General features: G+C 70.7%; 24 protein-coding genes. 9 read left to right on the top strand and 15 right to left on the bottom strand.

Features of this window, described 5'->3' with window-relative positions; translation table 11 throughout:
* Window positions 1–85: 85 nt before the first annotated feature.
* The 3 genes from JQS43_RS09530 to JQS43_RS09520 all read right to left on the bottom strand — a co-directional run bounded on the left by JQS43_RS09530 (window position 86) and on the right by JQS43_RS09520 (window position 3820).
* Window positions 86–1684 (bottom strand): ABC-F family ATP-binding cassette domain-containing protein, encoded by a 1599-nt coding sequence (locus JQS43_RS09530; RefSeq protein WP_239678699.1) that lies wholly within the window; start codon window positions 1682–1684, stop codon window positions 86–88.
* A 112-nt stretch (window positions 1685–1796) separates the two neighbouring features.
* Window positions 1797–2624, bottom strand: a complete 828-nt coding sequence (locus JQS43_RS09525) for a hypothetical protein (RefSeq protein ID WP_239678698.1) — start codon at window positions 2622–2624, stop codon at window positions 1797–1799.
* 416 nt (window positions 2625–3040) lie between these two features.
* Entirely contained in the window at window positions 3041–3820 is a 780-nt protein-coding gene (locus tag JQS43_RS09520) for an HAD family hydrolase (protein ID WP_239678697.1), read from the bottom strand.
* A 241-nt stretch (window positions 3821–4061) separates the two neighbouring features.
* On the opposite strand from JQS43_RS09520, the gene JQS43_RS09515 reads away from it, so the two are divergent.
* The 3 genes from JQS43_RS09515 to bsaP are packed head-to-tail and all read left to right on the top strand — an operon-like array spanning window position 4062 to window position 5636.
* The gene (locus tag JQS43_RS09515; protein WP_239678696.1) at window positions 4062–4289 is read left to right on the top strand and encodes a DUF397 domain-containing protein; all 228 of its coding nucleotides are present in this window, start codon (window positions 4062–4064) and stop codon (window positions 4287–4289) included.
* Between the two features lie 10 nt (window positions 4290–4299).
* Window positions 4300–5421, top strand: coding sequence for a phosphotransferase (locus JQS43_RS09510; RefSeq protein WP_239678695.1), 1122 nt, complete (start codon window positions 4300–4302; stop codon window positions 5419–5421).
* Window positions 5418–5636 (top strand): biotin synthase auxiliary protein BsaP, encoded by a 219-nt coding sequence (bsaP, locus tag JQS43_RS09505; RefSeq protein ID WP_239678694.1) that lies wholly within the window; start codon window positions 5418–5420, stop codon window positions 5634–5636. The genes JQS43_RS09510 and bsaP overlap by 4 nt, the downstream gene beginning before the upstream one ends.
* A 68-nt stretch (window positions 5637–5704) precedes the next feature.
* On the opposite strand, the gene JQS43_RS09500 is transcribed toward bsaP, so the two are convergent.
* Window positions 5705–6994, bottom strand: a complete 1290-nt coding sequence (locus JQS43_RS09500; protein WP_239678693.1) for a citrate synthase — start codon at window positions 6992–6994, stop codon at window positions 5705–5707.
* Between the two features lie 83 nt (window positions 6995–7077).
* Here JQS43_RS09500 and JQS43_RS09495 point away from each other — a divergent pair, with 83 nt between their 5' ends.
* On the top strand, window positions 7078–7920 hold the full coding sequence (locus JQS43_RS09495) for an alpha/beta hydrolase (RefSeq protein ID WP_239678692.1): 843 nt from the start codon (window positions 7078–7080) through the stop codon (window positions 7918–7920).
* On the opposite strand, the gene JQS43_RS09490 is transcribed toward JQS43_RS09495, so the two are convergent.
* The 11 genes from JQS43_RS09490 to JQS43_RS09440 all read right to left on the bottom strand — a co-directional run bounded on the left by JQS43_RS09490 (window position 7883) and on the right by JQS43_RS09440 (window position 19218).
* On the bottom strand, window positions 7883–9004 hold the full coding sequence (locus JQS43_RS09490; RefSeq protein WP_420847671.1) for a GNAT family N-acetyltransferase: 1122 nt from the start codon (window positions 9002–9004) through the stop codon (window positions 7883–7885). The genes JQS43_RS09495 and JQS43_RS09490 overlap by 38 nt on opposite strands.
* A gap of 44 nt (window positions 9005–9048) precedes the next feature.
* Window positions 9049–9780 (bottom strand): ACT domain-containing protein, encoded by a 732-nt coding sequence (locus tag JQS43_RS09485; protein WP_239678690.1) that lies wholly within the window; start codon window positions 9778–9780, stop codon window positions 9049–9051.
* Window positions 9781–9926: 146 nt separating this feature from the next.
* Window positions 9927–11000 (bottom strand): LacI family DNA-binding transcriptional regulator, encoded by a 1074-nt coding sequence (locus JQS43_RS09480; protein WP_239678689.1) that lies wholly within the window; start codon window positions 10998–11000, stop codon window positions 9927–9929.
* A gap of 283 nt (window positions 11001–11283) precedes the next feature.
* Window positions 11284–12105, bottom strand: a complete 822-nt coding sequence (locus JQS43_RS09475) for a carbohydrate ABC transporter permease (RefSeq protein ID WP_239679376.1) — start codon at window positions 12103–12105, stop codon at window positions 11284–11286.
* Between the two features lie 101 nt (window positions 12106–12206).
* Window positions 12207–13202 (bottom strand): carbohydrate ABC transporter permease, encoded by a 996-nt coding sequence (locus tag JQS43_RS09470; protein ID WP_239678688.1) that lies wholly within the window; start codon window positions 13200–13202, stop codon window positions 12207–12209.
* A 110-nt stretch (window positions 13203–13312) separates the two neighbouring features.
* Window positions 13313–14596, bottom strand: coding sequence for an ABC transporter substrate-binding protein (locus tag JQS43_RS09465; RefSeq protein ID WP_239678687.1), 1284 nt, complete (start codon window positions 14594–14596; stop codon window positions 13313–13315).
* A 275-nt stretch (window positions 14597–14871) separates the two neighbouring features.
* Window positions 14872–15417, bottom strand: a complete 546-nt coding sequence (locus tag JQS43_RS09460; protein WP_239678686.1) for a plasmid pRiA4b ORF-3 family protein — start codon at window positions 15415–15417, stop codon at window positions 14872–14874.
* Between the two features lie 224 nt (window positions 15418–15641).
* Window positions 15642–16304 (bottom strand): HAD family hydrolase, encoded by a 663-nt coding sequence (locus tag JQS43_RS09455; protein ID WP_239678685.1) that lies wholly within the window; start codon window positions 16302–16304, stop codon window positions 15642–15644.
* A 3-nt stretch (window positions 16305–16307) separates the two neighbouring features.
* Complete coding sequence (locus tag JQS43_RS09450) at window positions 16308–17354, bottom strand: NYN domain-containing protein (RefSeq protein ID WP_239678684.1); 1047 nt, start codon at window positions 17352–17354, stop codon at window positions 16308–16310.
* Window positions 17355–17581: 227 nt separating this feature from the next.
* Window positions 17582–18622 carry a hypothetical protein gene (locus JQS43_RS09445; protein WP_239678683.1) on the bottom strand — a complete coding sequence of 347 codons (1041 nt, stop codon included), beginning with the start codon at window positions 18620–18622 and terminating at the stop codon, window positions 17582–17584.
* Entirely contained in the window at window positions 18616–19218 is a 603-nt protein-coding gene (locus JQS43_RS09440; RefSeq protein WP_239678682.1) for a hypothetical protein, read from the bottom strand. The genes JQS43_RS09445 and JQS43_RS09440 overlap by 7 nt, the downstream gene beginning before the upstream one ends.
* Before the next feature lie 193 nt (window positions 19219–19411).
* Between JQS43_RS09440 and JQS43_RS09435 the strand changes: the two genes are divergently transcribed.
* From JQS43_RS09435 to JQS43_RS09415, 5 genes are all read left to right on the top strand, one after another.
* Window positions 19412–20173, top strand: a complete 762-nt coding sequence (locus JQS43_RS09435) for a pyrimidine reductase family protein (RefSeq protein WP_239678681.1) — start codon at window positions 19412–19414, stop codon at window positions 20171–20173.
* Between the two features lie 112 nt (window positions 20174–20285).
* Window positions 20286–22055 carry an ATP-binding protein gene (locus JQS43_RS09430; RefSeq protein WP_239679375.1) on the top strand — a complete coding sequence of 590 codons (1770 nt, stop codon included), beginning with the start codon at window positions 20286–20288 and terminating at the stop codon, window positions 22053–22055.
* Window positions 22055–23248 (top strand): exonuclease SbcCD subunit D, encoded by a 1194-nt coding sequence (locus JQS43_RS09425; RefSeq protein WP_239678680.1) that lies wholly within the window; start codon window positions 22055–22057, stop codon window positions 23246–23248. Before JQS43_RS09430 ends, JQS43_RS09425 begins: the two co-directional genes overlap by 1 nt.
* Window positions 23245–25737 carry an AAA family ATPase gene (locus tag JQS43_RS09420; protein WP_239678679.1) on the top strand — a complete coding sequence of 831 codons (2493 nt, stop codon included), beginning with the start codon at window positions 23245–23247 and terminating at the stop codon, window positions 25735–25737. The genes JQS43_RS09425 and JQS43_RS09420 overlap by 4 nt, the downstream gene beginning before the upstream one ends.
* Window positions 25734–26711 carry a hypothetical protein gene (locus JQS43_RS09415; RefSeq protein WP_239678678.1) on the top strand — a complete coding sequence of 326 codons (978 nt, stop codon included), beginning with the start codon at window positions 25734–25736 and terminating at the stop codon, window positions 26709–26711. The genes JQS43_RS09420 and JQS43_RS09415 overlap by 4 nt, the downstream gene beginning before the upstream one ends.
* Window positions 26712–26736 lie beyond the last annotated feature (25 nt).

Below are 26736 nucleotides of genomic sequence, written 5' to 3'. Positions count from 1 at the left end.
ACGACGATCATGCGCCAGTTGTGACCCACACGCCAACCGACACGCTCTTTGTGTCTGGTAACCGACTAATCGATGGGACTCCCGCTCAGGCGAGCTCCACCAGCTCCAACAGGTCGTCGCTCCAGGCGTCCTCGGCCCCGTCCGGCAACAGGATCGCCCGATCGGGTTTAAGCGCGCCCACCGCCCCCGGGTCGTGGGTGACCAGCACAATCGCGCCAGGGTAGCGGGCGATGGCGTCGAGCACCTGCTCCCGGCTGGCCGGATCCAGATTGTTCGTTGGCTCGTCCAGCAGCAGGACGTTGGCGCCGGAACAGACCAGCGACGCCAACGCCAACCGGGTCTTCTCGCCGCCCGAGAGCACACCGGCCGGTTTGTTGACGTCCTCCCCGGAGAAGAGAAAAGCCCCGAGCAATTTTCGCAACTCGCCGTCGGTCTGGGTGGGCGCTGCCGACCGCAGATGCTCCAACACCGACCGATCGACATCGAGGTGTTCATGCTCCTGGGCGTAGTAGCCAATCCGCAGCCCGTGCCCGGCCTCGACCGTGCCGGTGTCCGGTGTCAACTCACCCGCGAGCATCCGCAGCAGGGTGGTCTTGCCGGCACCGTTCAGGCCGAGGATCACCACTCGGGAGCCCCGGTCGATCGCCACATCGACATCGCAGAACACCTCGAGCGAACCGTACGATTTGGATAGCCCGGCCGCGGTCAGTGGGGTACGTCCGCACGGCTCCGGCGTCGGCAACCGGACCTTCGCGACCTTGTCCGCCACCCGCTCGTCGGCCAGTCCGGCGAGCAGCGCATCGGCTCGGCGGGCCATGTTCTTCGCCGCCACCGCCTTGGTCGCCTTGGCCCGGAGCTTGTCAGCCTGCGACTTGAGCGCGCCCGCTTTTCGCTCGGCGTTCGCGCGTTCCCGCCGCCGACGCCGCTCATCGGTCTCCCGCTGATCGAGGTAGGCCCGCCAACCGACGTTGTAGACGTCCAGCTCCGCCCGGGTGGCGTCCAAATACCACACCTTGTTGACCACCGCCGCGAGCAGCTCGGTGTCGTGGCTGATCACCACCAGCCCACCCTTGTGGCCGGCGAGAAACCCTCGCAACCAGGAGATCGAGTCGCTGTCCAGGTGGTTGGTGGGCTCGTCGAGCAACAGCGTGCCGGTGGCGCCGGCATCCCGGAACAACAGCCGGGCCAGCTCGATCCGGCGCCGCTGCCCGCCGGAGAGGGTGCCCAGGGTCTGGTTGAGCACCCGGTCCGGCAGTCCAAGGTTGGCGCAGATCCGGGCAGCCTCGGCCTCCGCCGCGTAGCCGCCGAGGCTCGCGAACTGGTCCTCCAACGCCCCGTAGCGGCGCAGCAGCTTCGGCTCCTCGCTGGTCTCCAGCCGGGCCTCCAGCTCACGCAGCTCCGCGAGCAACGTGTCCAGCCCGCGGGCGGAGAGCACCCGGTCGCGGGCCAGCCCGGAGAGGTCGCCGGTGCGGGGGTCCTGCGGGAGATAGCCGACCGGCCCGCGGCGGGTGACCTCACCCGCGTAGGGCGCACCCTCGCCGGCCAGCACCCGCAGCGAGGTGGTCTTACCCGCACCGTTGCGCCCGACCAGCCCGATCCGGTCGCCCGGCTGGACGCGCAGCTCGGCCCCGTCGAGGAGGATCCGGCTGCCGACGCGCAGCTCCAGGCCGGTCGTTGTGATCACGGGTCACCATCCTATCGGCCGCCGTCGGGCTCGACGAGGCGAATAACCACCGGCCGGCCGCCACGGTACCCGGTCGCCGCCGGCCACCAGCGCGGCCGGCCGCGGCCGCTCGTCACGACCGGCCGGAGCGAGTCGGCGGCTCCGGCCCGTTCGGTGGGGTCGGGGGCGGCGGGTCGGGCTGGTTTGGCGCCCCGGCGATGACGTTCTGCACCCGGTCCCAGGCCCGGTTGACCGGTTCCCGCCAGCGCGCCTCCCGCCGCTGCGCGCGAGTGAGCTTCTGCGTGCCCCGCCGCCGCCCATCTCGGTACCGCCAGCGCGCCCACGGCGACCTGGGCCGCGCCAGCCGGGCCGCGCCCACGATCAGCAGGATGGGCACGAACAGCCCCACCAGACCGGTCCAGGTCTTGCCCTTCAGCACGGTGACCACCGCGAGCGCCAGCAGGCCCAGCAGCGGCGCCGCGGCCCAGAATCGGGCGGCCGGTGCATCGTGGAGCACCAGGTTGAGATCTTCGACCACAAACGGCTGGAACCCGACCAGCAACAGGCCGGTGACCGCCGTCACCACGAAGAGCGCGTTGACCGAGGCCCGGCCCTCCTCGCTCCAGTAGACATCCTGCAGGTGCAGGATCAGCGCAAACTCGTCGAGAACCAGGGCGGTGCCGACGCCGAACCCGGCGGCGGCCACCGCCCGCCACCCCGCCAGGTCGTCCGGGACCGCGAGGCTCACCACCCCGAAGAAGATCATGAATGCGACGCCGAAGACCACGTGGTGGATATGCAGCCCGCCCGGCTCAACATTCCCCGGCCACCAGCGGACCTGCGCCCGGATCAGCCGGGTGGAGGTCCGGATGAAGACGAACCCGACCACCATGCCGGCGAAAAAGCAGAACAGCGGCAGCCGGCCGGTATCGATGATCCGCTCAGCGAACCACGCCGCCATCAGCCAGCCCTCTCCATAGCTGCCAGCATGCGAGATACTACCGACGGTACGCAGGCGATCGGCGTACTTGGGTGTGGACCCCGGTTCGGGGCCTACGAGACCTGCTAGCACAAACGCAGCGGCGCCGGCCGGGTGGCGGGACCGCGCCGCCGCCCGGGCACCCGCCTCGATCCACCCGAGGGCTGCGGCGATGCCGCGGTAGGTGACCAGGTCAGAAGCGCCAACGCTTCGGGTCCGCCGGTGCTGGCCAGGCGCGGTTGCCCAAGGGGTCACCGCGGGAAGCTGGCTGGCGCTGGCCGGGCACTGCCCCGTTTGTGCTAGCAGGTCTCGTAGGCCAGGACACGAGCCCCGATCCACCCGCAACCACCAACCGAAGCGTCGTGAGCTGCCGGCGGGTGGCAGGCAGAGTCGGCCCGCTATGCAGTCTCCGGCTCGCCAGCCCAACCATGCTGGTCGAGGAGGTGGCTGAGCTCGACCGGATCGGCGACCACCGCGTCGGGCGCCACCCCGTCCGGGGGCGCCGCCGGCTCGCTGCGCTGCGAGCGCATCAGCACCGCCGCCCCGAGGTTGGCCCGGCGGGCGACCAGGATGTCCCGGGTGAGCGTGTCCCCCACGAACCAGCACCCTTCGGGCGGGACCGACACCGCCGCCACCGCCTTCGCCACCAGCTCCGGATTCGGCTTCCGGACACCATGCTCGTCGCTGTAGAACTGCCCGGTGAACCGGTCATCGAGCCCCAGCCGGGTCAGGAACTCCCGGTGTGGCCCGGCGCAGAGCGTGTTGCTGACGATCGCCACCGGCAACCCGTGCTGATCCGCGTTGGCCAGCAGCTCGGCCATCCCGGGGCGCAGCTGCCAGGTCAGGGCATGCTTGTGCTCGATGAACCGACGGGAGAGCAGCTCACCGGAGTCGGCCAGCGCGGTACGGGCAGCCGCCGACCATCCGGCGGCGACGATCTCGCCCCACATGGTGGCGTGGTCTGGCTGCTCCGGCGCCGGTTCCTGCCAGAAGTGATCCGCCGCCTCCTCGCCGTCGACCGCCGCGAGGATCTCCGCCGGCGGCAGCGGCGTCACTCCGGCCTCGGCCAACACCTCGTTCACATCCTCGGCCAGGCGCGTCCGCCACTCGGGGTGGGTCGGGCCATCGGCGATCACACCGCCGAAGTCGAGTAGCAGGGCCTGCGGGGATGGCAGCATACGAACGATTCTCGCACGACCGGGCGCTCCCCGGATCCGGCGATTAAGGGACATTCCCGTACTTCGATGCAACCAGCTGCCTTGTTCGCGGATCAACAGCCCTGGCGTGAATTCAAACTCGTTTGGCCGCTGCCTTTATAATGTGGACGTGAGGCACGCCACACCGACACTCCATGGCCCTCACCCATACGGCAGCGACGCCGTGTCCGCGACCGACCTCGCTGCTGATGGGAGGACTGGCATGAGCGACACCGGCTGGCCGGTACAGACCTGGCGCAAGAGTTCACGCAGCAGCCACCTCGACTGTGTGGAGGTGGCCCGTGCCGCCGACCGGCGCCACATCCTGGTCCGCGACTCAAAGTGCCCGGACGGCCCGCAGCTCTCGATGACCTGCGACGACTGGCGATACTTCGTTTGCGCGCTGATCGGCGGGCTCGACCCGCCGGCCTACGCCGACCGCCCGACGTAACCTGACCGCGATGGCGATCCCCATCCCGGCCGCGCCGGCCGATGTCACCGCCGGCTGGCTCACGGCGGTCCTCCAAGACAGCGGGGACCTTCCGCACGGCCGGGTCAGCCGCGTCGATCGCCAGGTCATCGGCGCCGATCACGGATTCACCGGCGTGGTAGTCCGGGTCCGGCTCCACTACCGCGACCTGGCCGATGGCGGGGCCCCACCAGCCTCGGTGGTGGTGAAGCTGCCGATGGCCACCCGCGCCAGCGCCTCCGCGTACCGGTCCCGGGTGTCGGAGCAGGCACACTTCGACCGGTCCAGCACTGAGGTCCACAGCTACCGGCAGTTGGCGATCGCCGGCGACACAGCTCCCTGGTGCTACTTCGCCAGCGCCGATCCGGATCAGCGGCGACTGGTGCTGGTCCTAGCCGACCTCGATCGCGGCCTGCCGGGCGACAACCTCGCCGGCGCCGACCCGGGGCAGGCCACCGCCGTGCTCACCGCGATCGCGCGGGTCCACGGCCGGCACTGGGCACGCCCCACCCCCGACTGGCTCCCCCCGTTCATCACCGATCCCGGCCAGCATCAACAGCGGTACGCCGAGCGGGTGACGCCCTTTCTCACCCGTTACGGTGCCGCGTTGCCGGCTCCGATAGTCGAGGAGGTCCGCCGACTCGCCGACGAGTACGCCCACGTGCTCACCGAACTCAACCAGGCACCGAAGACCGTGATCCACGCGGACCTGCACCTGGACAACGTCATCTTCACCGGCTCACCGGGCGACCGGGCGGCGGTGCTGCTCGACTGGCAGGGTCCCCGTACCGGCCCGGCCGTGGTCGACCTGGCGAGCGTGCTGGGGAGCACGCTGCACCGCGACACCGACGGCGCTGCCCGGTCGGCGGTGCTGGCGAGCTACGCCGCCGCGGTCGCCAACCAGGGCGCCACCGGCTACCCCATGGCGCAGCTGTGGCACGACTTCCGGCTCGCGCTACGCCACCGGTTGGCGCTGGTCGTCGGCTGGTTGGCGACGGTCGACCTCGACCACTTGGCCGGGCGGGAACGGGCGTTGGTGACCTCCGCGATCGGCGACGGTCGGCTGGTCGCCGCCCTCACGCACGCGACGGCCGGGTATCGTACGCAATCGTGAACGAGGTTACCAGGGCGGAGGCCACGGCGGCGGCTCGCTGGTGCGGCCGGTGCGGGGAGCCGGAGTCCGGTGCCCCGCATCCGGGGTGCGCCGCGGCGCTCACGCTGGAGCCGCCCCGGTTCTGCACCGCCTGCCGGCGCCGGATGAAGGTGCAGGTGCTACCGGGCGGTTGGCGCGCCAGCTGCGTGGCCCACGGCGAACTCACCGGCGCCTGACCGGTCCAGATCGAGGCCGCCGAACGCGGCGACCGCGTCGGCGACCTCGATCGATGGGAAGAAGCGGGTCAGCCTCGCTTCTCCAAGGGTTGGTACGGCCGGCGCTGCGGGCCCACGTAGACCTGACGGGGCCGGCCGATCCGGGTAGCCGGATCGTCGATCATCTCGCGCCACTGGGCGATCCAGCCAGGCAGCCGCCCGATCGCGAACAGCGCCGTGAACATCTTCGCGGGGAAGCCCATCGCCCGATAGATCAGCCCGGTGTAGAAGTCGACGTTCGGGTAGAGCTTGCGGGAGACGAAAAAGTCGTCCTTCAGCGCGACCTCCTCCAGCTCCATCGCCAGGTCGAGCAGCTGATCCGACTGGGAGAGCCGGGCCAGCACATCCTGCGCCGCCTGTTTGACGATCTTGGCCCGGGGGTCGTAATTTTTGTAGACCCGGTGCCCGAAGCCCATCAGCCGGGCACCGGCTTCCCGGTCCTTCACCCGCCGGACGAAGCTGGCGACGTCCCCACCCTCCTGGCGGATCTGCTCCAGCATCTCCAGCACCGCCTGGTTGGCACCGCCGTGCAGCGGGCCGGAGAGCGCATCGATACCCGCCGACACCGAGGTGAACAGGTTCGCCTGGCTGGAACCGACCAGCCGCACCGTCGAGGTGGAGCAGTTCTGCTCGTGGTCGGCGTGCAGCACGAAGAGCACATCCAGCGCCCGACTCAGCACCGGGTCGGATTGGTAGGTCTCAGCCGGCACCCCGAAGGTCATGCGGAGGAAGTTCGAGACATACTCCAGGGAGTTGTCCGGGTAGAGCAGGGGCTGGCCGATCGACTTCTTGTACGCGTACGAGGCGATCGTCGGCACCTTGGCCATGAGCCGGATGGTCGACGCCTCCACGTGCTCCGGATCGAACGGGTCGAGACTGTCCTGGTAGAAGGTGGAGAGCGCACTGACCGCCGAGGAGAGGACCGCCATCGGATGAGCGTCGCGGGGGAAGCCGTCGAAGAACCGCCGCAGGTCTTCGTGCAGCATGCTGTGTCGGCCGATCCGGTCGGTGAACTGGTCCAGCTGTTCTCGGCTGGGCAGCTCACCGTAGATGAGCAGATAGGAGACCTCCAGGAACGAGGACCCCTCCGCGAGCTCCTCGATCGGGTATCCCCGGTACAGCAGCACCCCGGCGTCGCCATCGATATAGGTGATCTCAGACGTGCAGGCGGCGGTGTTACCGAAGCCCGGGTCGAGGGTCACGCGTCCGGTCTGCGGGAGCAGCTCGCTGATGTCCAGCCCGGAGGGGCCTTCCACGGCCTCCCGCATCGGCAGGGGCAGCTGCTGACCCTCGTGGTCAAGTACGTACTCGTCGGCCATTCTTTCACGTTATCGGGCCGTACAGTTCCCTGTCAGTAGCCACCCTCCTGGTGTGGCAAACCTGGCGCGATCCGGAGGAGGCGATGAACAGAGTGACGGCGGTGATCCGACCCGCGCTGGTGGTGCTGCTGGTGCTGGTGTTGCTCTGCGCGCTGTTGGTGACGCTGGCGGTGCTGGCGCAGCGGCGCCTGGTCTACCTGCCGGACGCTTCGGCGGTGGCGCCGGTCGAGCAGTACTTCCCGGCTGGCCGCGAGGTCACGCTCCACACCGACGACGACCTGGAAATCGAAGCCTGGTTCGTCCCCGCGGAGCGAGCCGAGGCCGAGCACACGATCCTCGTCGCCCCCGGCAACGCCGGCAACCGGGAGTCTCGGGTGCCGCTGGCGCAGGCCCTGACCCGGGCCGGCTTCGACGTCCTGCTCCTGGAGTACCGCGGGTACGGCGGCAACCCGGGCCGGCCGACCGAGACCGGCCTGCGCGCCGACGCCCGGGCCGCCCGCGAGTACCTGGTGACCGAGGCCCGGGTCGAACCCCGGCAGATGATCTACTTTGGAGAGAGCTTGGGCGCCGGTGTGGTGACCGGGCTCGCCACCGAACACCCGCCAGCAGGGCTGGTGCTGCGCTCACCCTTCATCGACCTGGCCGAAGCCGGCGCCGCCCACTACCCCTTCCTGCCGGTGCGCACCATGCTCTGGGACCGGTTCCCGGTCGCCGAGCAGATCGCCGACGTCGACGTCCCGGTCACGGTGATCTACGGGACGCAGGACACGATCGTGCCGCCGGAGCAGAGTCGCAGCGTCGCCGACCAGGCGGCGGGGCCCACCACGGTGGTCGAGATCCCGGCGGCCGACCACAACGACCCGGCGATGTTCAGCGGCGACCGGCTCGTCACCGCGGTCGAGGAGCTTGCGGCGCAGCTTCGCTGACCAGCAGCGGCAAGGTCACCGTCACCAGGTCACCGTCGGTCTCGCGCCGCCGCGGCCCGGGCAGCCGCCGCAGCGTACGCTGCATCGCCAGGTTGTGGGTGTGGCTATGGACCAGCAACGCGTCCAGCCCGGCCGCGCGGGCCAGCCGGACCGACCGCCGCAGCAGCGCGGTCCCGATGCCGCACCGCTGCCACCCGTCCTCCACCAGCAGCGCCAACTCGGCCTGCGCGCCCTCCTCGAAAACGTTCGCCATCGCCACCACCTGCCCCGGCGGAGCACCCCGCCCGGCCGGTCCGGCACCAGCTGGCTCCTCTCCCCCGGAGCTGGTCTCGACCAGCAACGTCCAGCCCTGCGCCGGGGTCAGAAACCGGGCGACCTGCGCCTCGGTCGGGCCCCGGGCACCGGTGAGATACCGAAGGTGACGGGTGGTCGGGCTACACCGATCATGCATCCGGCGCACCGCGTCGACATCGCCCGCGCCTGCCCGGCGGACCGTCAACTCCCGACCGTCGGGCAACACCAGCGCCGCCGGCCCCGGGTCGGCGCACGCCGCCGTCAACGCCAGCAACGCCTGGGCCCGGGCGTACTCGGCCGGCGTGAAGTCGGGCGCGTCGCGCGTCGCCGACCAGCCGCCCCCACCCGGCGCCGGCACCCGCATCACCGTCCCGGCCAGCCCATACTCGGGTGCGCCGTCACCCTCGCTGGCCAGTGGGCCGGTCGCCGGCTGCCAGGTCACCGACGCGTCGAGCAGCTCCGCCAACGCCTCGGCGACCGCGCTCGGCCGGCGCACCACCAGCGTGGCCAGGTCCAACGCCCGGGTCGGTGCGTCGACCAGCCGGTGGGCGTGCGCGGGAGCCACCCAAGCGTCCCGCCCCCGGCCCCGCTCGATCGCCGCCAACAGTTGCGCCTCGGTGACCTCTTCCGGCGCATCGACCAGGAAGTCGTCAATCGCACCGGCCTCGGTGACGTGCACCCCGACCGACAGAATGTTGATCGAACGCAGCGCCAAGCTCGCCGCCAGCACCGCCAGAAACCCGGGGCGATCATCGACTGTCGCCCGTACCTGCCACAACGCCACGGCCATCTCCTCCTCGGCGTGGTGTCTCGACGGCCAGCTCGGCCGTCCGGTCAACGCGAAAGCGCCGGCGGCGCTGCCGGCACCGGATCGAGCCCCGCCGCTTCGAGCTGCACCGCATCGAGGTGATCACCGAGCACCACCGCGGCGGCCCGCACCAGCTGCGCCAGCCGATCCACCTCGCTGCGGTGGAACGAGGCCGGTGGCAGGTGGTCACCGTAGGCTCGGGCCGCGACCAGCACCATGCCGGCCCGCTCAAAGGGCGCCACCGCATACCGGACCCCGCCCGGGCCGGCGAGCGCCCGCGACCGCAACGGCGACACCTCCGGGATCGGCAACGGCTCCGCCGCCTGCCAACTCGCCCGCAGCACCACCGAGCCGGCGGTCCGGTACCGGTCTGCCCAGTCCGGCGGCACCGCCACCGCCGCCGCCCAGTCGGCGGCCAACAGCCCGGGCACCGCGTCGACCAGCGTCGCCACCCCGTCGGTGGGGTTGCTGGCGAGCTGGGCCAGGAGTTGCGCGTCGTGCCCGCCCGCCATCGGCGCTCCCGACACACTCCACAGCCCGTCGACCCGCACGCCGGGCACCGCGCCCAGGCCCGCCAGCAACCGCTCCACCCGCGCGGCCTGCGGCCAGACCACGGTGAAGTCGTCCACCGCCCGACCGCCCAACCGTTCCAGGACCACCACCTGCACGATGTCGGCCCCGGAGACCCCCAGCGTGCGAGCGACCTGCCCCAGCGCCCCTGGTCGGTCTGGCAGCGTCACCCGTACCCGTAGCAGCATCCCCGGTCTCCCCTCACCAGCAGCGTCGGCCGTGGCGGCCCGTGCTGACTATGCTGGCCGAGGAGCGTTTCTCGTTGATTTCGGTGACATAACCCGGCGACGAAGATTACGCAGCGGCGCGAACCGCCGCCGACCCACCCGGCCGATCACGCCGACTTGCGTACCACCAGGTGGGTTTCGAGCAGCGAGTACGGGCGAGGGGGTTGCTCGCGACGGATCCGCGAGACGAGCAGCCGGGCCATCTCGCGGCCCATCTCCTCCACCGGCTGGTGCACGGTGGTGAGCGGCGGATCCGTCTGCCGGGCCACCGCCGAATCTTCGAAACCGACCACCGCGACATCTTCCGGCACCCGCCGCCCGGTCTCCCGGAGCACCCGCAACGCGCCGGCGGCCATCAGGTCGGAGGCGACGAAGACCGCGTCCAGATCGGGGCGCCGCGCCAACAGTTGCCGCATCGCCGCCGCGCCGCTGGGTTCGCTGAAATCCCCGTACGCGATCAGCGCCTCGTCGGCGGGCAGGCCGGCGGCGGCGGTCGCCTCCCGGTAACCGGCGAGTCGGGCCACCCCCACGCCCATGTCCTGCGAACCGGCCACGGTGGCAATCCGGCGCCGGCCCGCCGCCACCAGATGGGCCACCGCCTGCCGGGCACCGCCGGCGTTGTCGACATCGACGAACCAACCGCCGTTACGGGTCGGCTCGCCGGAGTCGGGCGCGAACTGCTCCGGCATCATCCGGGCGGGCCGGCCGCCCAGCACCGCCGGCAGCTCCCGCTGCTCCAGCAGATGCGGCAGCGGGTCGTCGTCGTGCAACGAAAGCAGCAACACCCCGTCGACGTGCTGACTGGTCAGGTGGTGCTCGACCCGCTCCCGTTCGGCGGGTGACTGGGCCATCGCCAGCCAGAGCTGCAACGGGGTGTCCTGCAGGCCGGAGCTGATGCCCCGCACGATCCCGGCGAAGAACGGCTCACCGAAGACCCGCTCCTCCGACTCGGAGACCACCAACGCCACCGAGTCGGTCCGGCGGGTCACCAGCGCCCGCGCGGCGCGGTTCGGCACGTAACCGAGCTTCACGATCGCTCGTTCGACCGCCGCTCGAGCGGCCGGGCTAACCTGTGGCGAACCATTGACCACACGCGACACTGTGCCCCGGCCGACCCCGGCCAGCGCCGCGACCTCGTCGAGGGTGGGGCGCCCCGCTGACCGCGCCCGCTGCGTCGTCATCTCCTGCTCCCGTCGCCCACCAGCCCTAACTGGGAAGCGTAACGGGTCCACCGGTGTCATTGATCCGCAGCCACTCCGTTGCACCCGACCCTCCGAACAGCCCATCCGTTACCCACCGTCAGGGTGCCTGACGGTGTCAAATGGCCTGCCCCACGGTCACCGGACCGCGCCGACACCCCACCCGTCCGCGCTACTGAAGCGCACCGGCAGAACCAGACCAGCCGGTCCTTACCTCGTGACGGGAGCGCTACCGCTCGGCTGCGGCCCGGTGACCGTAGGTCGCTCACTGTTTGACGGCGCCTTCCATGATCCCGCTGATGATGTGGCGGAAGAACAGGACGAAGATCACCACCAACGGTACGGTCGCGATGAACATGCCGGCGAAGATCTGCGACATGTCCTGGTGGTACGCGGAGTTGAGCGACCGCAGTGAGATCTGCACCGTCGGGTTACTGGGATCGGCCAGCACGATGAACGGCCAGAAGAACTCGTTCCAGTGCTGCATGAAGGTGAGCAGGCCCAGCACCCCGGCGGCGGGCCGCAGCGCCGGGAAGACGATGTGCCAGAAGATCCGCCAGGTCGAGCAGCCGTCCACCCGGCCGGCCTCGATCAGCTCGTCCGGCACCGACTGGATGGTGTACTGCCGCATCAGGAAGATGCCGAAGCCGCTGATCAGGAACGGCGCGATCACCGCCCGGATGTCGTTCAGCCAGCCCAACTGGATCATCAGAATGTAGAGCGGCACCACGCCGAGCTGAATCGGCACCATCATTGTCAACAGCACCGACAGCAACAGCGCGTTGCGGCCCTTGAAGCGCAGCTTCGCGAAGGCGAACCCGGCGAGCGCCCCGAAGAAGACCGTCGCGACGGTGATCGTGCCGGCGACGATGAAGGAGTTCAGAATCCCCTTGAGGATCGCGGCGTCCGGGTTGCTGATGACCCGCTCGATGTTCTCGCCCAGGTTGCCGCCGGGCAGGAACGCCGGCGGCCACTGGTAGGCGGCGGCGCTGGTCCGGGAGGCCACCACCACCATCCAGTAGAGCGGGAAGAACGACAGGATCGCGGCGAAGATCAGCCCGATCACGGTGAGCGGGCCGGCCCGCATCACCCGCGGCCCGGGGCCCTGCCTCCCCCGCCGACGGGGGCTGTCCGGCTCGGCCTCGGTGGCCCGCTCGCTCAGTGTCGTAGTCGCCATCGGCCCCCCTCTCACTTATCCGAGCTGATCCGACGGATCAGCCAGTAGTTGATCGCCGAGACGACCACGGTCAGCAATATGAGCAACAGCGCGATCGCGCCCGCCCGGCCCCACTCATGGAAATCTCGCAGCGTCTGCACCAGGTACATATTCATGGTCTGGAACTGACCGGTGGAGCCGCCGCGCAGCGCTCCGGAGCCGCTGGTGAACATCAGCGGCTCAACGAAGAGCTGCAACCCACCGATAGTGGAGATGATGACCGTGAAGATGATGGTCGGCTGAAGCAGCGGGATCGTGATGGTCCAGAACTGCCGCCCACGGGAGGCGCCGTCCAGCTCCGCCGACTCGTAGAGGTCTTTGGGGATCGCCTGCATCGCCGCGAGGTAGATCAGCGCGTTGTAGCCCGTCCAGCGCCAGTCGACCATGCTGGCGATCGCCAACCAGGAATGACCCTGGCTGGCTCGCCAATCCACCCGGTCCAGCCCGATCGTCTCCAGCAGGTAGTTGACCAGACCGTAGTCGCGGGCGAAGAACATGCCGAAGATGAGCGCCACCACCGCGGTGGAGGTGACGATCGGCACCGCGATCGCCATCCGGAAGAAGCCCATCCCCCGCATCTGCCGGTTGAGCCAGTTCGCCAGCATTAACGCCAGCACCAACTGGGGCACGGTCGCGATGACGAAGATGCCGAGCGTGTTGATGACCGAACCCCAGAAGCGGTCATCGCCCAACAGCGTAATGAAATTGTCGAATCCGACGAATTCGGTCTCGGCCCGCAGCGGCGACCGGTTGGTGGCCGAGAGCCAGATCGTATAAATGATCGGGTACGCACCGAAGATCCCGAACAGGATGAAGAAGGGCGCGATGTAGAGGTACGGGGACCCTTTGAGGTCGAGCCTGTTCAACGTCAGGCGCCAGCCGCCGTTGGGGGGCTTGCCTGACGGCGCTGAGCCAGCCCGCCGACCGGTGTCGGTCGGCGGCGGCTCCGTGACATCCAGCTTGGTCATCGCCTTCGATCTCTCCTGCGGGGTGCGTCGCGGTGGGTGGGCACGTGGGGTTCAATCCGCGGTTGCGGTGGCGCCCGGGGAACCGGGCGCCACCGCAACCACCCTGATGCCTAGCCGCCAGCGGCGAGCTGGGCGTTGGAAGTCGCCGCCTCCCACGCCTCGTCGGGGGTCATCTCGCCCTGCTCGACGGCCTGCAGCGCGCCCTCGAACTCAGCACGCACGGCCTCGTGCTGAGGACCGAAGTGGACCGCCCGGAACTCCTCGACGCCGGCGGCGAAGATGGCGCCGGCCGGGGCGTCGCTGAAGTACTCGTTGGTCGACTCCTGCACTTCCTCGCTGGCGAGACCCTCCAGGGTCGACGGCAGGTTGCCGAGCTCCTCGAAGGCCACGATGTGGGCCTCCGGCGAGCTCAGGAAGTTCACCAGCTCGGCCGCGAGCTCCGGGTGGTCGGTCTCGGCCGGCACCGCCAGCCAGGAACCGCCCCAGTTACCGCCGCTGCCCGGCGCGTCGGCGATGTCCCACAGGCCCGGCTCGACGGCGCCGTCGGCGCCGCCCTGGATCACGCCCGCCAGCCAAGCCGGGCACGCCACCGCGGCGAACTGGCTCTGCTGGATGCCGGCGTTCCACTCATCGGAGAAGGTGTTCAGGTTCGCCGAGAGGTCGGACTCGATCATCTCGATGGTCAGGTCCCAGGTCGTCCGCAGATCCGGGTTGTCGACGTCCAGGTTGTCATCGAGGTCGAAGTAGGTGTAGCCGGAGCTGCCGCCGGCGATGTCGAGCGACACCGCGTTGAAGAAGTTGGTGGCGGCGTCCAGGAAGCTGGCGTCGGTGCCCGCGGCGGCGAAGTCCCGACCGACCTCCAGGAAGTCCTCCCAGCTGTCGTAGAGCGCCGAGACCTCATCCCGGTCGCCGGGCAGACCCGCCTCCTCGAAGAGGTCGCCCCGGTAGCAGAGCGCCATCGACCCGACGTCGGTCCCGAGCCCGAGCACGAAGTCGTCCACGACGCCCTTGTCCCACTTCCAGTCCGGGAAGTCGGCCTGGCGGGCGTCCAGGCCGTGGTCGGCGAGGTTGACGAACCGCTCCAGCTGGGCGTAGTAGAGCGGGATCGTGCCGTCCTCCAGCGCCACTACGTCACCGGCGCCTTCACCGGCGATGATCTGCTGGAACAGCCGGTCGTCGTAGTCACCGACTCCGAGGCCACGGCCCCGCTCCTGAATCGTGACCCCGTGCTCTTCCTCGAACTGAGCGTAGAGCGCGTCGTAGCCGAAGCCCTGCTCGCCGAAGACGTCGATGACCAACGTGATGTCGCCGTTGTCGCCGCTGCTACCGCTGTCTGAATCATCGTTACCGCAGGCTGCGGCACCCAGCAGCCCGCCGACGGCCAACACAGCCACGGCCGTCCGCCCGTGGCGCGTGAGGACTCTCATCGTGACCCCTCTCAGGTCTTGATGTCGTTATTGGGGGATCTAGGCGCTGACCGCGCAAACGTGGCGTACGCCACACCTGACACGGGAGCGCTCCCACTGGACTCTCCCGTGAGGTTAACGGCTTGTCAATAGCTTCTTGGGAGCGTTCCCATTTCGTTACCTGCCGGCCGACGCGTATTTCCGGTCGCCCCGACCAGCAGCTTCAGCAGCAGCGTCGATGGCGCAGCGCAGCGGTTAGCAGGTCAGACGAGCCGGCGCAACAAAGTCGTAACCGGACCGGGATCGAAGTGCTCCGGATCGTGCCCCGGCCCGTACCAGTTAAGGAGTCGGTCATGCTCCGGATGCGCGGGGTCGGCCATCGCTTCCAGATAATCCCGGTAACCTTCCGGTCCGCCGACGTCCTCGATCGGGCACGCGCGGGCACCCTCGACACAGAGCGGGTACCGCTGGTCCGGCTCGGCGCCGAACACGTCCTCCACCACCAGGTCGTGCTCCCACCAGTCACCGTAGTCGTAGGTGTAGGTGAAGCCGTCGCCCTTGCCGACGAGCTGATCCAACCGGAGCTCGATCTCATCCCACATGTCCAGGTCATCGATGAGCTCACCGGGGCCGTACTGCTTACCATCGATGTCGAACGAGTGCAGGTGCGCATCCCGCCAACCCATGGCCAGCTGCACCACCCGGTGGACCCGGTCCAGGGTGAAGGCGCCGGGCAGCAGCACTCGGCGCCACACGGTCGGCGTCACCTCGGTCAACGTGATCCGCAGGTCGTAGATCTGGCGAGGCATGGTCCCATTCTTAGCGGAACACCGGCGGCCGCACATAGAGTTTCCCCATGATCTGCTCAGCGTGTCGCGAGCAACGTCATGATCGATGCCGCGGCCGTTCCTGGTGCGACTGCCAGCACCGTCCACCGGCCCCGACCCCACCGGTCACCGGACCCCCGGGAGACTGACCGCAGCCGGCCGGACATGTATCCGACTCCGGCCCGTCCTCGGCCGTTACTCGGGCCCTAGCCCGCAGCTGCCCCGGGCCAGTTGACGATCGCGGCGACCGCGGTCGGCACATCGTCCACCGCCGCCTGCGGCGGCGGCTGCCCAGGCACCCAGGGCCGGCCCCGCCGCAACCACACCGTCTTCAGCCCGACCGCGTGACCACCCGCGATATCCCGGGCCGGGCAGTCCCCCACCATCCAGCCGTCCACCAGCTCCGCCCCGCACCGCGCCGCCGCCACCTCGAACATCCGCCGGTCCGGCTTCTTCACGCCGACCTCCTCCGAGATCGCGATCGCGTCGACGGCATCCGCCAGCCCAGCCTTTTCGATCTTGGCTTGTTGTTGGTACGTCCCGCCGTTCGTCGCGATCGCCACCCGCCACCCCGCGGTACGCAGACCCGCCAACGCCGCCGGCACGCCGGGATCAGGCACCAACGACTCGACTATGCGCGGTTGATAGTCGGCGACCAGCCTCGAAACCGGGGTGGCCAGTCCGTACCGGTGGCGCACCGCGGCCATGAACTCCGCACGCGGGACAAACCCGTCCCCGTCGGCTTCGGTCAACCACTCGACCTCGGCCGGATCCAGCCCCTGCTCGGTCACCCAGGCCCGCGCCCAGCGGGTGAACGACCCGGCCCGGTCGACCAGGGTGTTATCCAGATCGAAGATCGCCAACGGCATGGGTCAGCCCACCGGCTCGGCCGACTCGGCAGCCGTGACCAGATAGTCACCCGCGTCCGAACGCCACTGCAACGCCACCGCACCGCTGGTCGCGGCGGCCTTACAGAACTGGAGGAAGCTGCTGTAGCCCAGCTTCTTCTCGCTGAACTCCGGCCGCACCCGGCGCAGCTGATCCTTCAGCCCGGAGAGCGCCACCGGCCGATCCGGCTCGGTCAGCTCCGCCACCACCGTCGCCAGCAGGCCGAACGCCACCTCGCGGTCGCCGTGCTCTGGCAGGCCGACCTCCGGGTCGCCCTTGGCCGGGCCATCCGACAGCTCGATCACCCGCCGCTCCGCCAGATGCCGCAGCAACTCGCCGAAGGCCCGGAAGCCATAATCGGCCTCGCTGAAGGTGGGATCTTTGCGGAGCAAGGTCCGTTTCAAGGTCGAGGCGGTGACCTCACCGCTGCTGCGCTGCACCCCGGCGACGGTCTGCGCGACGAGTTTCGCCAGCTGGTCGCCGCTGATCTGCTGCTTGACCGGGGCGTCGTCGGTCGCCGGCCGCTCCTCATCGACGGTGGCGGGCTCCGGCGGCCCGACCCCCTCAAGCCGGTCGTAGTAGAGGAACTCGTCGCAGGCCGGCGGCAACAACCCAGAGGTGGAGGCCGCCACCCCCACCCCGATCACCCGCTTGTTCAGCTCCCGCAGCTTGTGCACCAGCGGGGTGAAGTCGCTGTCGCCGGTGCCGAGCACGAACGTGGAGATATACCCCCGCTCGAAGGCCATCTCCAGCACATCCACCGCCATCTTGATATCGGCGGCGTTCTTGCGGGAAGCGCCCATCTTCTGCGGAATGTCGATCAGCTCGACATGCGACCGGGTCAACGCCCGCCGGTCCTGGTCGAAGTACGACCAGTCGGCGTACGCCCGGCGGGCCACCACACGGCCTCGTTCGGCGAGCGCATCGGCGATCGGCCGCAGGTCGAACGCGGCGCCGCCGAGATGGTCCCGCGCACCCAGCGCCAGATTCTCGTAGTCGAGAAACAGCGCGATCCGCTCCTCCTGGTCCATACCTGTCAGGCTACGGCAGCGTTGATCACCCGGTGCCGGTGAGGACCTGCACCTCGCCGAACTCCCGCTGCTCCCTCGAATCTTCGCGGCTGGCCAGACCTCGATGTGGCCTACCGGTAAGGGGACCTTCGTACGGGTGGCCACATACTCACCGTTGTGGGCCACAACGGTGAGTATGTGGCCCCGAAATAACAGGCCCGCTCTCGGTGGTGCGCACTCTCGCGTAGTCACCCGGTGCCGGTGAGGACCTGCACCTCATCGACCTGGTATGCGGTGGTCGACCCCACCGGCAGCTCGACCTCTCCGTCGAAGACCCCGTTGATGTCCCACCAGACTCGCCATGTGGTCACCGCCGTGATCTCGTACTGGCCGTCGGGCTGATGCCGGCTGGCCCGGACATAGACGTGGTGGCACTCGCCGGGCACCCGCAGGTCCAGCCCGGGCTCCCAGGCCTGGCCAGGGTCGCGGCACACCACCGGGTCGCGCCCGTCGCCCATGTCCCACTCCATCCCCACCGGCTCGGCGAACGCGTCCACCCAGTCGGGCAGCACCGGGTCGCTGGCGGTGGCGGCGAGCGGACCGTCCTGCGGCCAGACCGCGCCGCCGGTCTCGGTCCAGAGCCACACCGGCAGGTTGACCAGCGCGGACCCGGTCACCGGCGGCGCCGTGCCGATCTCCGGCCCGAGCATCCCGAGCGCGTTGACCGCCTCCACCCACAGCGCCACAATGTCCGGCCCCGCCTCCCCGAACCCCTCCGGCGGCTCAGCCAACACCACCAGCGTCGGCGCCAACCAGATGCCCGCCGACGGATGCCAGTGCTGCAACCCGTGCGGGTTCGTGGTGACCGCCCAACACAGTGCCCTGAAGACCTGCCCGTCGTCACCGTGCCGCTCGTACCCGGGCATCCCCGCCGCCGGTAGGTCATCGGCTGAGTCGAGGAAGCAATCCCAGTCATGGCTGTACCAACCAATGTTGCTATGGCACCGCACCTCGGTCGGGCCGTGGTATTGCTGGCCGCCGATCGGTCGGGGGCACATGCTTCGGCCCCCGCCTCCGCCGCCACCTGGCTCGCCCAGCTGGGCCGCTTCGCCGTGCGTCACCGGTCCGGTTACCCAAGGGATGCACTCCGCCTCGCCATCAATGACCACGCTAGTGCCGGCCGCGCACTCGACGCCGCCGGGCTGCACCCGCGGCACCGCCGGAGATGTTGCGAGTGCCAGCGCCACGGTGACCGCAATCGACCCGCTTAGCAGCGCGCTGCCTAGCACGGTGTCTCCTCGTTGTCCCAGCCCGCGATTCGCCAGCCCTGTGCCCCGGTGTCGCTCCGTTGTTCGGAGTACCTGCCGGTGATGAGCGCGGTGTGCTGCCCGAGGGGCTCGGTGACGGTCGCCCCGCCGTCTCTCTCCACCACTCGCCAATCGGTGGCGTCGAGGCAGTAGCGAAGTTGAATCTGTGGCGACTCGCGATCCGCCACTATCCGGTCGAAATCGACCTCGACCACCTCGAGGAACTCCCAGTCCAGCGTACCGTCGGCGACCTGGTCGGCCAGAAAGTTGTCAACGATCTGCTCGTGAACGTCGATCGAAGCCTGATCGGCGGCGTAGCGGTTGACCTGGAAGATGGTGTCGATGTCGGCGCCTTCGCCGGCGGTCAGGACGTCGACGTAGGCGGTCATGAACTCGTCGAAGCGTTCCCGCACCTCATCGACCGCGTCCTGCTCCTCCGCCGTCAGCTCCAGCTCCACCGGCTCCTGCTCCGATGTGCCCTGCGGGGCCGGGGACGCCGGTGCTGGGGGCAGGTCATCCGTGTCGTCGCCACACGCGGCGCTCGTCGCCACCAGCAACGACGCCGTCAGCAGTGCCAACCCGCTCCGCCTCACCACGTTCAAGAGGACCCTCCAAAACTGATCATAATCATGACAGAGATCGATGTAACTCCCGGCGAAGTCAGTGTAACTGGCTAGTACTACGTGCTCACTCGGCGCGGTTGGCGCTTGGTATCACGGGTTTGGCCAGGTCGGAGGGGGCACCGACCCCCGGTCATGGTGTGCTGTCCGGATGACGACACACCCGACCAGCGGCGCTCGCATCATCACCGGTGGTGAGCAGCTCTCACCGGACGAGCTGGCCGACCTCTACGCCCCGGTCGACCCCGCCGCTCCGATGCTGCGGGCGAACATGGTGAGCAGCCTCGACGGGGCGGTGACCATCGAGGGCCGTTCCCGCGGGCTGTCCAGCCCGACCGACCAGCGGCTGCTCGGGCTGCTCCGGATGCGGTGCGACGCGCTGCTGGTCGGCGCCGGTACCGTACGGGTCGAGGGGTATGGGCCGATGCGGATGTCGGCGGAACGCCGGCAGTGGCGGCGCGGGCACGGGCTCCCCGACGATCCGCTGCTGGTGGTGGTCTCCGGCGGGTTGGCGCTGGACCCCACACATCCGCTCTTCACCGAGGCTCCGCGCCGGCCGGTGGTGCTGACCCACGAGGGCGCGCCGCCGCAGCGCCGCGCCGCCCTGGCCGAGGTCGCCGACGTGCTCACGGTCGGCGACACCACCGTCGACCTGGCCGCCGGCGTGGCGACGTTGCACGACCGCGGGCTGCGGCAGCTGCTCAGCGAGGGCGGGCCGCAGTTGCTCGGCTCGCTCACCGCCGCTGACCTCGTGGACGAACTCTGCCTGACGCTCTCACCGCTGCTGGCCGGGCCGGGCGCCGGCCGGATCACCGCCGGAGCAGCCAGCCCGGTCCGCGACATGACCTTGCACCAGCTGATCACCGCCGGTGATGCCCTGCTCCTGCGGTACCTCCGCAGCTCCGGGAGCTAATCCCCCGTACCTGTGGACAGACTTGTGGACAACTCGCCGTAGCTGTGGACAGCCGGTGGATAGCCCGAAGATCCGCGCGGCGTACATGCGTTCGGGTGGCGAGTACGGCACCATGCTCAGGGTGACCCCTGACGACCCCACGCTCTCACCCGATTCCGGCCCGCCGGTTGGCCGGGTCCTCGGCACCGCCGACGCCACCCCGCTGCAGTTCTGGACCGCGGTGGACCCCGATGCGTGGCTCCAGCTGGACGATGTCGTCGTCACCCACCGGCGGTTGCCGGATGCGCCCGAGCCGGTGACGATCGCCGGGGTGGTCACCGCCATCCGGGCCCGCCACGAGGGTGCCCAGTTCGACTCGGACGTGTTCGCCATCGCCGAGGGGATGCTGCCCGCGCAGGTGCAGGAGGCGGCCGAGATCACCACCACCCGGGTCACCCCGGAGATCTACGTGCCGCCGAGCCCGGGTGGCCCGGTGCACCGGGCCACCGGCGAGGCCCGTGCGGCGGCGCTGCACTTCGACCGGATGGCCCGGCAGATCCCGCTCGGCACCGGCCGCGACGGCTTGCCGGTCTTCCTCAACGCTGACTTTCTCGACGGCACCTCCGGCGCGCACGTGTCGATCTCCGGCGTCTCCGGCGTCGCCACCAAGACCAGCTTCGCCACGTTCCTGCTCTACTCGGCGTTCCACTCCGAGGCGCTCGGCGCCGACCGGGTCAACTCCCGGGCGTTGATCTTCAACGTCAAGGGTGAGGATCTGAACTTCCTCGACTACCCGAACAGCCACCTCGACGAGCCGACCGCCGCCACGTACGGAACGCTTGGGTTGCCGGCGAAGCCGTTCGCCGATGTGCATGTCTACGCCCCGGCCCGGGCCGGGGACCCCACCGGTACGCCGGATGTGGCCAGCCGCACCGCCGGGGTGGACGCCTTCTACTGGACGCTGGCGCAGTTCTGCCAGGAACGGCTGCTGCCCTACGTCTTCGCCGACGCCGACGACGAGCGGCAGCAGTACACCATGGTGGTGCACGCGGTCGCCGCGGCGCTGGCGAAGCTGGCGCAGCCGCTGGACTCCGGCGGGGTGGCGATCGAAGGCGCGTCGCTGCACAGCTACCCGGATCTGGTCGACTATCTGGTCGACCAGCTCGCCGATGAGGAGACCCGGGCGACCTGGGCCGGCTCGTCGTTCGGGCTCGGCACCGTCAACGCCTTCTCCCGGCGGCTGATCGCCAGCAAGCGGGACCTGGCCCGGTTGATCCGGGGCGATCTGACCAGCCGCCGGCCGCACACCATAAACACCGCCGAGAGCGCCCGGGTCACCGTCGTCGACCTGCACAATCTGCCGGACCGGGCGCAGCGGTTCGTGGTCGGGGTGACGCTGCGGAGCGAGTTCGAGCGGAAGGAGAAGTCCGGCACCGCCCGGCCGCTGCTCTTCGTGGTGCTCGACGAGCTCAACAAGTACGCCCCGCGGGAGGGCGACAGCCCGATCAAGGAGGTGCTCCTCGACATCGCCGAACGGGGCCGCTCACTTGGGGTCGTGTTGATCGGGGCGCAGCAGACCGCCAGCGAGGTGGAGCGGCGGATCGTGGCGAACTCGGCGGTGAAGGTGGTGGGCCGGCTCGACCCGGCCGAGGCCTCCCGCCCGGAGTATGGTTTCCTGCCGCCGGCCCAACGGCAGCGGGTGCTGCTGGCCAAGCCGGGGACGATGTTCGTCAGCCAGCCGGAGATCCCGGTGCCGCTGTGTGTCGAGTTCCCGTTCCCGGCCTGGGCCACCCGGCCGCAGGAGGCCGGGGCGGCGCCAGCGGCCACGATGCGTTCGATCACCCAGGCCGCCGACCCGTTCACAGTGGTCGGGGCAGATCAGGAGCAGGAGTTCCCCTTCTGATGAAGATCTTGCATACGTCGGATTGGCATGTCGGCAAGGTGCTCAAGGGAGCGTCTCGGGCGGACGAGCACGCCGCGGTGCTGGCGGAGCTGGTCGAGATCACCCGCGCCGAGGCGCCCGACCTGGTGATCGTCGCCGGTGATCTGTTCGACACCGCCGCACCCACCCCGGCGGCCACCCGGCTGGTGACCGGGGCGCTGACCGCGCTGCGCGGCACCGGCGCCGAGGTGGTCGCGATCGCCGGTAACCACGACAACGGCGCCGCGCTGGACGCGTTGCGGCCGTGGGCCGACGCCGCCGGGATCGTCCTGCGCGGCACGGTCCGCCGCGCCGAAGACCATCTGATCACCGGGGAGACCAGCGGCGGTGAGCGCTGGCGGCTGGTGGCGTTGCCGTTCCTGTCCCAGCGGTACGCGGTGCGGGCGACCGAGATGTTTGAGCTGTCGGCCGCCGAGGCGACCCAGACCTACGCCGACCACCTGAGCCGGCTGCTGGCCGCGTTGACCGCCGGCTTCGCCAGCGACGACCACGTCAACCTGATCACCACCCATCTCACCGTGGTCGGCGCCACCACCGGCGGCGGCGAGCGGGAGGCTCACACCATCCTGGCGTACGCGGTGCCGGCGACCATCTTCCCAGCGAGCGCCCATTATGTGGCGCTGGGCCACCTGCACCGGGCCCAGACCGTGCCCGGCCCGGCGCCGGTGCGCTACAGCGGCAGCCCGCTCGCGGTCGACTTTGGGGAAGGCGGGGAGCTCAGCCAGCAGCTGGCGGCGGGTTCTGGTGGCGCGGGCGAGCCCAGCTCGAGCGTGACCATCGTGGAGGTGGCGGCCGACCGGGCCGCCCGCACCCGGGAGGTGCCGGTGACCGCTGCGTTGCCGCTCCGGACGGTCCGGGGCACGCTGGCGGAGCTGGCCGAGCTGACGCCCGGCGACGCGTGGCTGCGGGTGTTCGTGCGGGAACAGCCCCGCGCCGGGCTCCGGGAGGAGGTCCAGGACCTGCTGCCCCGGGCGTTGGAGGTGCGCATCGACCCGGAGTTGCTGCCGGCCGGCGGTGGCGGCGGGCAGGTCGCCGCCCGGGCCGGCCGTTCCCCGTCGGAGCTGTTCGCCGAGTATCTCAACGTCCGCGGCCACGACGACGCCCCGGTGCAGGCGCTCTTCGAGGAGTTGTACGACGAGGTGGTGAGCGGATGAGGCCGTTGCGGCTGGACCTGGCCGGGTTCGCGGTCTTCCGCGACGAGACCAGTGTCGACTTCACCGACGCCGACTTCTTCGCGCTGGTCGGGCCCACCGGCGCCGGGAAGTCGACGCTGCTGGACGCGATCTGTTTCGCGCTCTACGGCACCGTCCCCCGGTGGCGGGATCCTCGGTCGGTGGCGAACGCGCTGGCTCCGTCGGCCACGGAGGCTCGGGTGCGGCTGGTCTTCGAGACCGCCGGCGCCCGCTACGTCGCCACCCGGGTGGTGCGCCGGGACGGCAAGGGGCGGGTCAAGACCGCCGCCGCCGGGCTGCAGCGGATGCCCGACGGCTTCGACGTCCGCCGGCTGGACACCGGACTGACCCCCGACGACCTCGGCGAGGTGCTCGCCGGCACGCCGACCGAACTGGACCAGGCGGTGCCGGAGGTGCTGGGCCTGCCGTACGACCAGTTCGTCACCTGTGTGATCCTGCCGCAGGGCGAGTTCGCCGAGTTTCTGCACGCCAAGCCCGCCACCCGGCAGCAGATTCTGGTCAATCTGTTGGGCCTGCACGTCTACGAGCGGGTGCGGGAGCAGGCCACTACCCGGGCGACCAGGGCGGAGGCGGAGCTCGCCGCGACCGACCGGCTGCTCGACGACCTCGGTGTGGTCGAGGAGTCGGAGCTGACCGCGGCGCAGCAGCGGGTGGCCGACGCCGAGCAGTTGACGGCGCGGGTGGCGGAGGTGTTGCCGCGGCTCGCCGCCGCCCGGGACGAGCAGGCGCGCGCCGAGGATGAGCTGCAGCTTCGGCAGCGGCAGATCCGGCAGCTTGGGCAGGTGCGGCCACCGGCCGAGGCGACCGTGCTGGCCGCGGCGGCGACCACCGCCAGGCAGGCCCGGTCGCAGGCCAGCGAGGTGGTGACCGCCGCCGAGGAGCAGGAGGAGAAGCTGCGCAGCGAGCTGGCCGCCGCCGGTGACCCGGCTACCCTGCGGGCGTTGCTCGGCCAGCATCAGGAGCACGAGCAGCTGACCGGGCAACGGGATGAGCTGCGGGGGCAGGCGACGCAGGCGGAGCGGGAGTTCGAGGCGGCGACCGAGGCGCTGACGACCGCGCAGGCCGAGGCTCGGCAGGCCGACGCCGAGTTGGAGGCGGCCCGGGCGGAGTACACCCGGGCGCAGACCGCCGACCAGGCGACGGCGCTGCGCGCCCAACTACACGCGGGCGACCCCTGTCCGGTGTGTACTCAACCGGTGGCCGAGGTGCCGCCGCTGGCTGAGGATTCGGCGGTGGCCCGGGCGGAGGCGGCGGGCAAGCAGGCGCGGGCCGCGGCCGACCGGGCCGAGCGGCGGCTGGCGGAGCGGGACGTCGCGGTACGCGACCTCGACCGGGCGTCGACCGCCGCGCGTACCCGGGCGGAGTCGCTCGACGCCCAGGTGGCGGAGCTGGCGGCGACGCTGGCCGACGCGCCGCCGGTGGCGACGCTGCGGGCCGACCTGGCGGCGATCGCCGCCACCGAACAGCGGGTGCAGGAGGCCGCCACCGCTGTCCGCCAGGCCCGGGAGGCGTACCGCCGGGCGGTGACCGAGGCCGAGCAGGCCGATGCGCAGCTGAGCACGGCGTGGCGCAGCTTCGAGTCGACCCGGGACTCGCTCGCGCCGCTCGGGCCGCCGCCGGCCGACCGGGAGGATCTGCAGACGGCGTGGCGGACGCTGGCAGCATGGGCGAGCGGCCGGTCGGATGAGCTGGCGGCGGGCGAACCGGCGGCGACTGCGGCGGTGGCCGACGCTGAGGCGGCGGTGGCGAAGCTGCGGGCCGAGCTGACCGAGGCGTTCACCGGGGCGGGGCTGCCCACCCCCGCCCTGGGGGCGGACGCAGCGGCGGCGAGCGGGGCCGCGTCGGTCGCCGCCGAACGCGCCCGGGCCGAGCTGGACCGGCTGCAGCAGCGGCGGGACCAGGCGCAACGGCTGCTGGAGCAGCGGGCCGATCATGTTCGCGCCGCGCAGGTGGCCCGGGCGTTGGCGCAGCATCTGCGGGCCAACAACTTTGAGGCATGGCTGCTCGCGGAGGCGCTGGACCGGCTGGTGGCCGGCGCGTCGGCGATCCTCCGGGAGCTCTCCGGCGGCCAGTACGACCTGGTACATCAGGGCCGCGACTTCTTCGTCATCGACCACCACGACGCCGGCCTGCGCCGACCGGTGCGTACCTTGTCCGGCGGCGAGACCTTCCAGGCTTCGTTGGCGTTGGCGCTGGCGCTGTCGGAGCAGCTCGCCGGGGTGTCGACCGCGTCGGCGAGCCTGGAGTCGATCGTCCTCGACGAGGGCTTCGGCACCCTGGACGCTGCCACGCTCGACGCGGTCGCCGCGACGCTGGAAAATCTCGCCGCCCGCGGCGACCGGGTGGTGGGGGTGGTCACCCACGTGCCGGCGCTGGCCGAACGCATCCCGGTCCGGTACGAGGTGTCGAAGGATGTCCGGTCGGCGCGGGTGACCCGGGTGGGGTTGTGAACGCGCCGCCGGCCGGACTGTGGGTGGACGCCTGGGATCCGGCCTACCTCGACGGAGCCGACGCGGGTCCGGCCACCCCCAGCAACGCCGACCTGGAGCTCGATGTGGAGCTCCCCCCGGACCAGTGGCGGGCGCTGCCGCCGCCGCCGGATCTGCTCGCCCCGGAGCATGTGCTGCTGGTCGATGGGGTCCGCCGCCGGGACGCGGTGGTGTGGACGGCCGACGCGGACGGGCCGCACCCCGGCCTCGCCGCCTCGTACGCCGCCGGGGTGGTGCACTGTGACCTGGGGCGGGGGGCGGCTACGCTGCTCACCGCCACAGTGGAGCGGGGCATCTTCACCACCAGCCCCACCGCGCCGCCGATCACCTGGGGGCAGATCCACTATCCGGTCCACCGGGTCGACTCCGGCGAGCTTCCGCAGCTGGACGGCGTCGCCCAGCAGTCGCTGACCGAGCTGGAGATCCGGGTGGCTGAACGGGCCCGCGACCAGGTGGCGGACCCGGGTGACCTGCTGGTGCTGGACGGCCCGCTGCGGCAGCGCGGCCATCTGCCCCGCGCCGTCGGCTACGTCAAGAGCCACCGCAGCCAGTATCTGCCCGCCGATCAGAACCAGGTGGTGACCGGGCTGGCGCCTGGACAACGCTCGCCGGTGTTCCGGGGCACCAATTGGCGGCTCTACACGTGGTATCTGCGGCTGCCCGGCGCCTCCGGCGCCCCCTGGTCCGGGCTCGCCCGGGTGGAGTGTTCGCCGCAGCTGTCCCCGTCGGCGGCGGTCGCGCTGGCGGACCTGTCGGCGGTGACCCTGCCCCGGTTCGCCGCCAGCGCGTACAAGGACTCCCGGGCGCCGCAGAATCTGGTGCCGATCGCCGGGCTGGAGCAGCGGCTGCGGGCGCGGCTGGGCGATCGGGCGTTGCTCCGTCGCGGGCTGACCCGGGCCGCGGCACTGGCCCGCGGCGGCGCCGCCGGCCGGTAATCTCGACGCCGGACGCGCCACCCGC

This window comes from Natronosporangium hydrolyticum (assembly GCF_016925615.1).
Taxonomy (GTDB): domain Bacteria; phylum Actinomycetota; class Actinomycetes; order Mycobacteriales; family Micromonosporaceae; genus Natronosporangium; species Natronosporangium hydrolyticum.
This window is presented reverse-complemented; position numbering and strand designations above follow the sequence as displayed.

Bases quoted from the DNA above. Each gene is read 5' to 3' on its own strand.
- JQS43_RS09525 (WP_239678698.1), bottom strand. From the start codon at position 2,624: ATGGCGGCGTGGTTCGCTGAGCGGATCATCGATACCGGCCGGCTGCCG.
- JQS43_RS09520 (WP_239678697.1), bottom strand. From the start codon at position 3,820: ATGCTGCCATCCCCGCAGGCCCTGCTACTCGACTTCGGCGGTGTGATC.
- JQS43_RS09515 (WP_239678696.1), top strand. From the start codon at position 4,062: ATGAGCGACACCGGCTGGCCGGTACAGACCTGGCGCAAGAGTTCACGC.
- JQS43_RS09510 (WP_239678695.1), top strand. From the start codon at position 4,300: ATGGCGATCCCCATCCCGGCCGCGCCGGCCGATGTCACCGCCGGCTGG.
- JQS43_RS09500 (WP_239678693.1), bottom strand. From the start codon at position 6,994: ATGGCCGACGAGTACGTACTTGACCACGAGGGTCAGCAGCTGCCCCTG.
- JQS43_RS09495 (WP_239678692.1), top strand. From the start codon at position 7,078: ATGAACAGAGTGACGGCGGTGATCCGACCCGCGCTGGTGGTGCTGCTG.
- JQS43_RS09490 (WP_420847671.1), bottom strand. From the start codon at position 9,004: ATGGCCGTGGCGTTGTGGCAGGTACGGGCGACAGTCGATGATCGCCCC.
- JQS43_RS09485 (WP_239678690.1), bottom strand. From the start codon at position 9,780: ATGCTGCTACGGGTACGGGTGACGCTGCCAGACCGACCAGGGGCGCTG.
- JQS43_RS09480 (WP_239678689.1), bottom strand. From the start codon at position 11,000: ATGACGACGCAGCGGGCGCGGTCAGCGGGGCGCCCCACCCTCGACGAG.
- JQS43_RS09475 (WP_239679376.1), bottom strand. From the start codon at position 12,105: ATGCGGGCCGGCCCGCTCACCGTGATCGGGCTGATCTTCGCCGCGATC.
- JQS43_RS09470 (WP_239678688.1), bottom strand. From the start codon at position 13,202: ATGACCAAGCTGGATGTCACGGAGCCGCCGCCGACCGACACCGGTCGG.
- JQS43_RS09460 (WP_239678686.1), bottom strand. From the start codon at position 15,417: ATGCCTCGCCAGATCTACGACCTGCGGATCACGTTGACCGAGGTGACG.
- JQS43_RS09455 (WP_239678685.1), bottom strand. From the start codon at position 16,304: ATGCCGTTGGCGATCTTCGATCTGGATAACACCCTGGTCGACCGGGCC.
- JQS43_RS09450 (WP_239678684.1), bottom strand. From the start codon at position 17,354: ATGGACCAGGAGGAGCGGATCGCGCTGTTTCTCGACTACGAGAATCTG.
- JQS43_RS09435 (WP_239678681.1), top strand. From the start codon at position 19,412: ATGACGACACACCCGACCAGCGGCGCTCGCATCATCACCGGTGGTGAG.
- JQS43_RS09430 (WP_239679375.1), top strand. From the start codon at position 20,286: ATGCTCAGGGTGACCCCTGACGACCCCACGCTCTCACCCGATTCCGGC.
- JQS43_RS09425 (WP_239678680.1), top strand. From the start codon at position 22,055: ATGAAGATCTTGCATACGTCGGATTGGCATGTCGGCAAGGTGCTCAAG.
- JQS43_RS09420 (WP_239678679.1), top strand. From the start codon at position 23,245: ATGAGGCCGTTGCGGCTGGACCTGGCCGGGTTCGCGGTCTTCCGCGAC.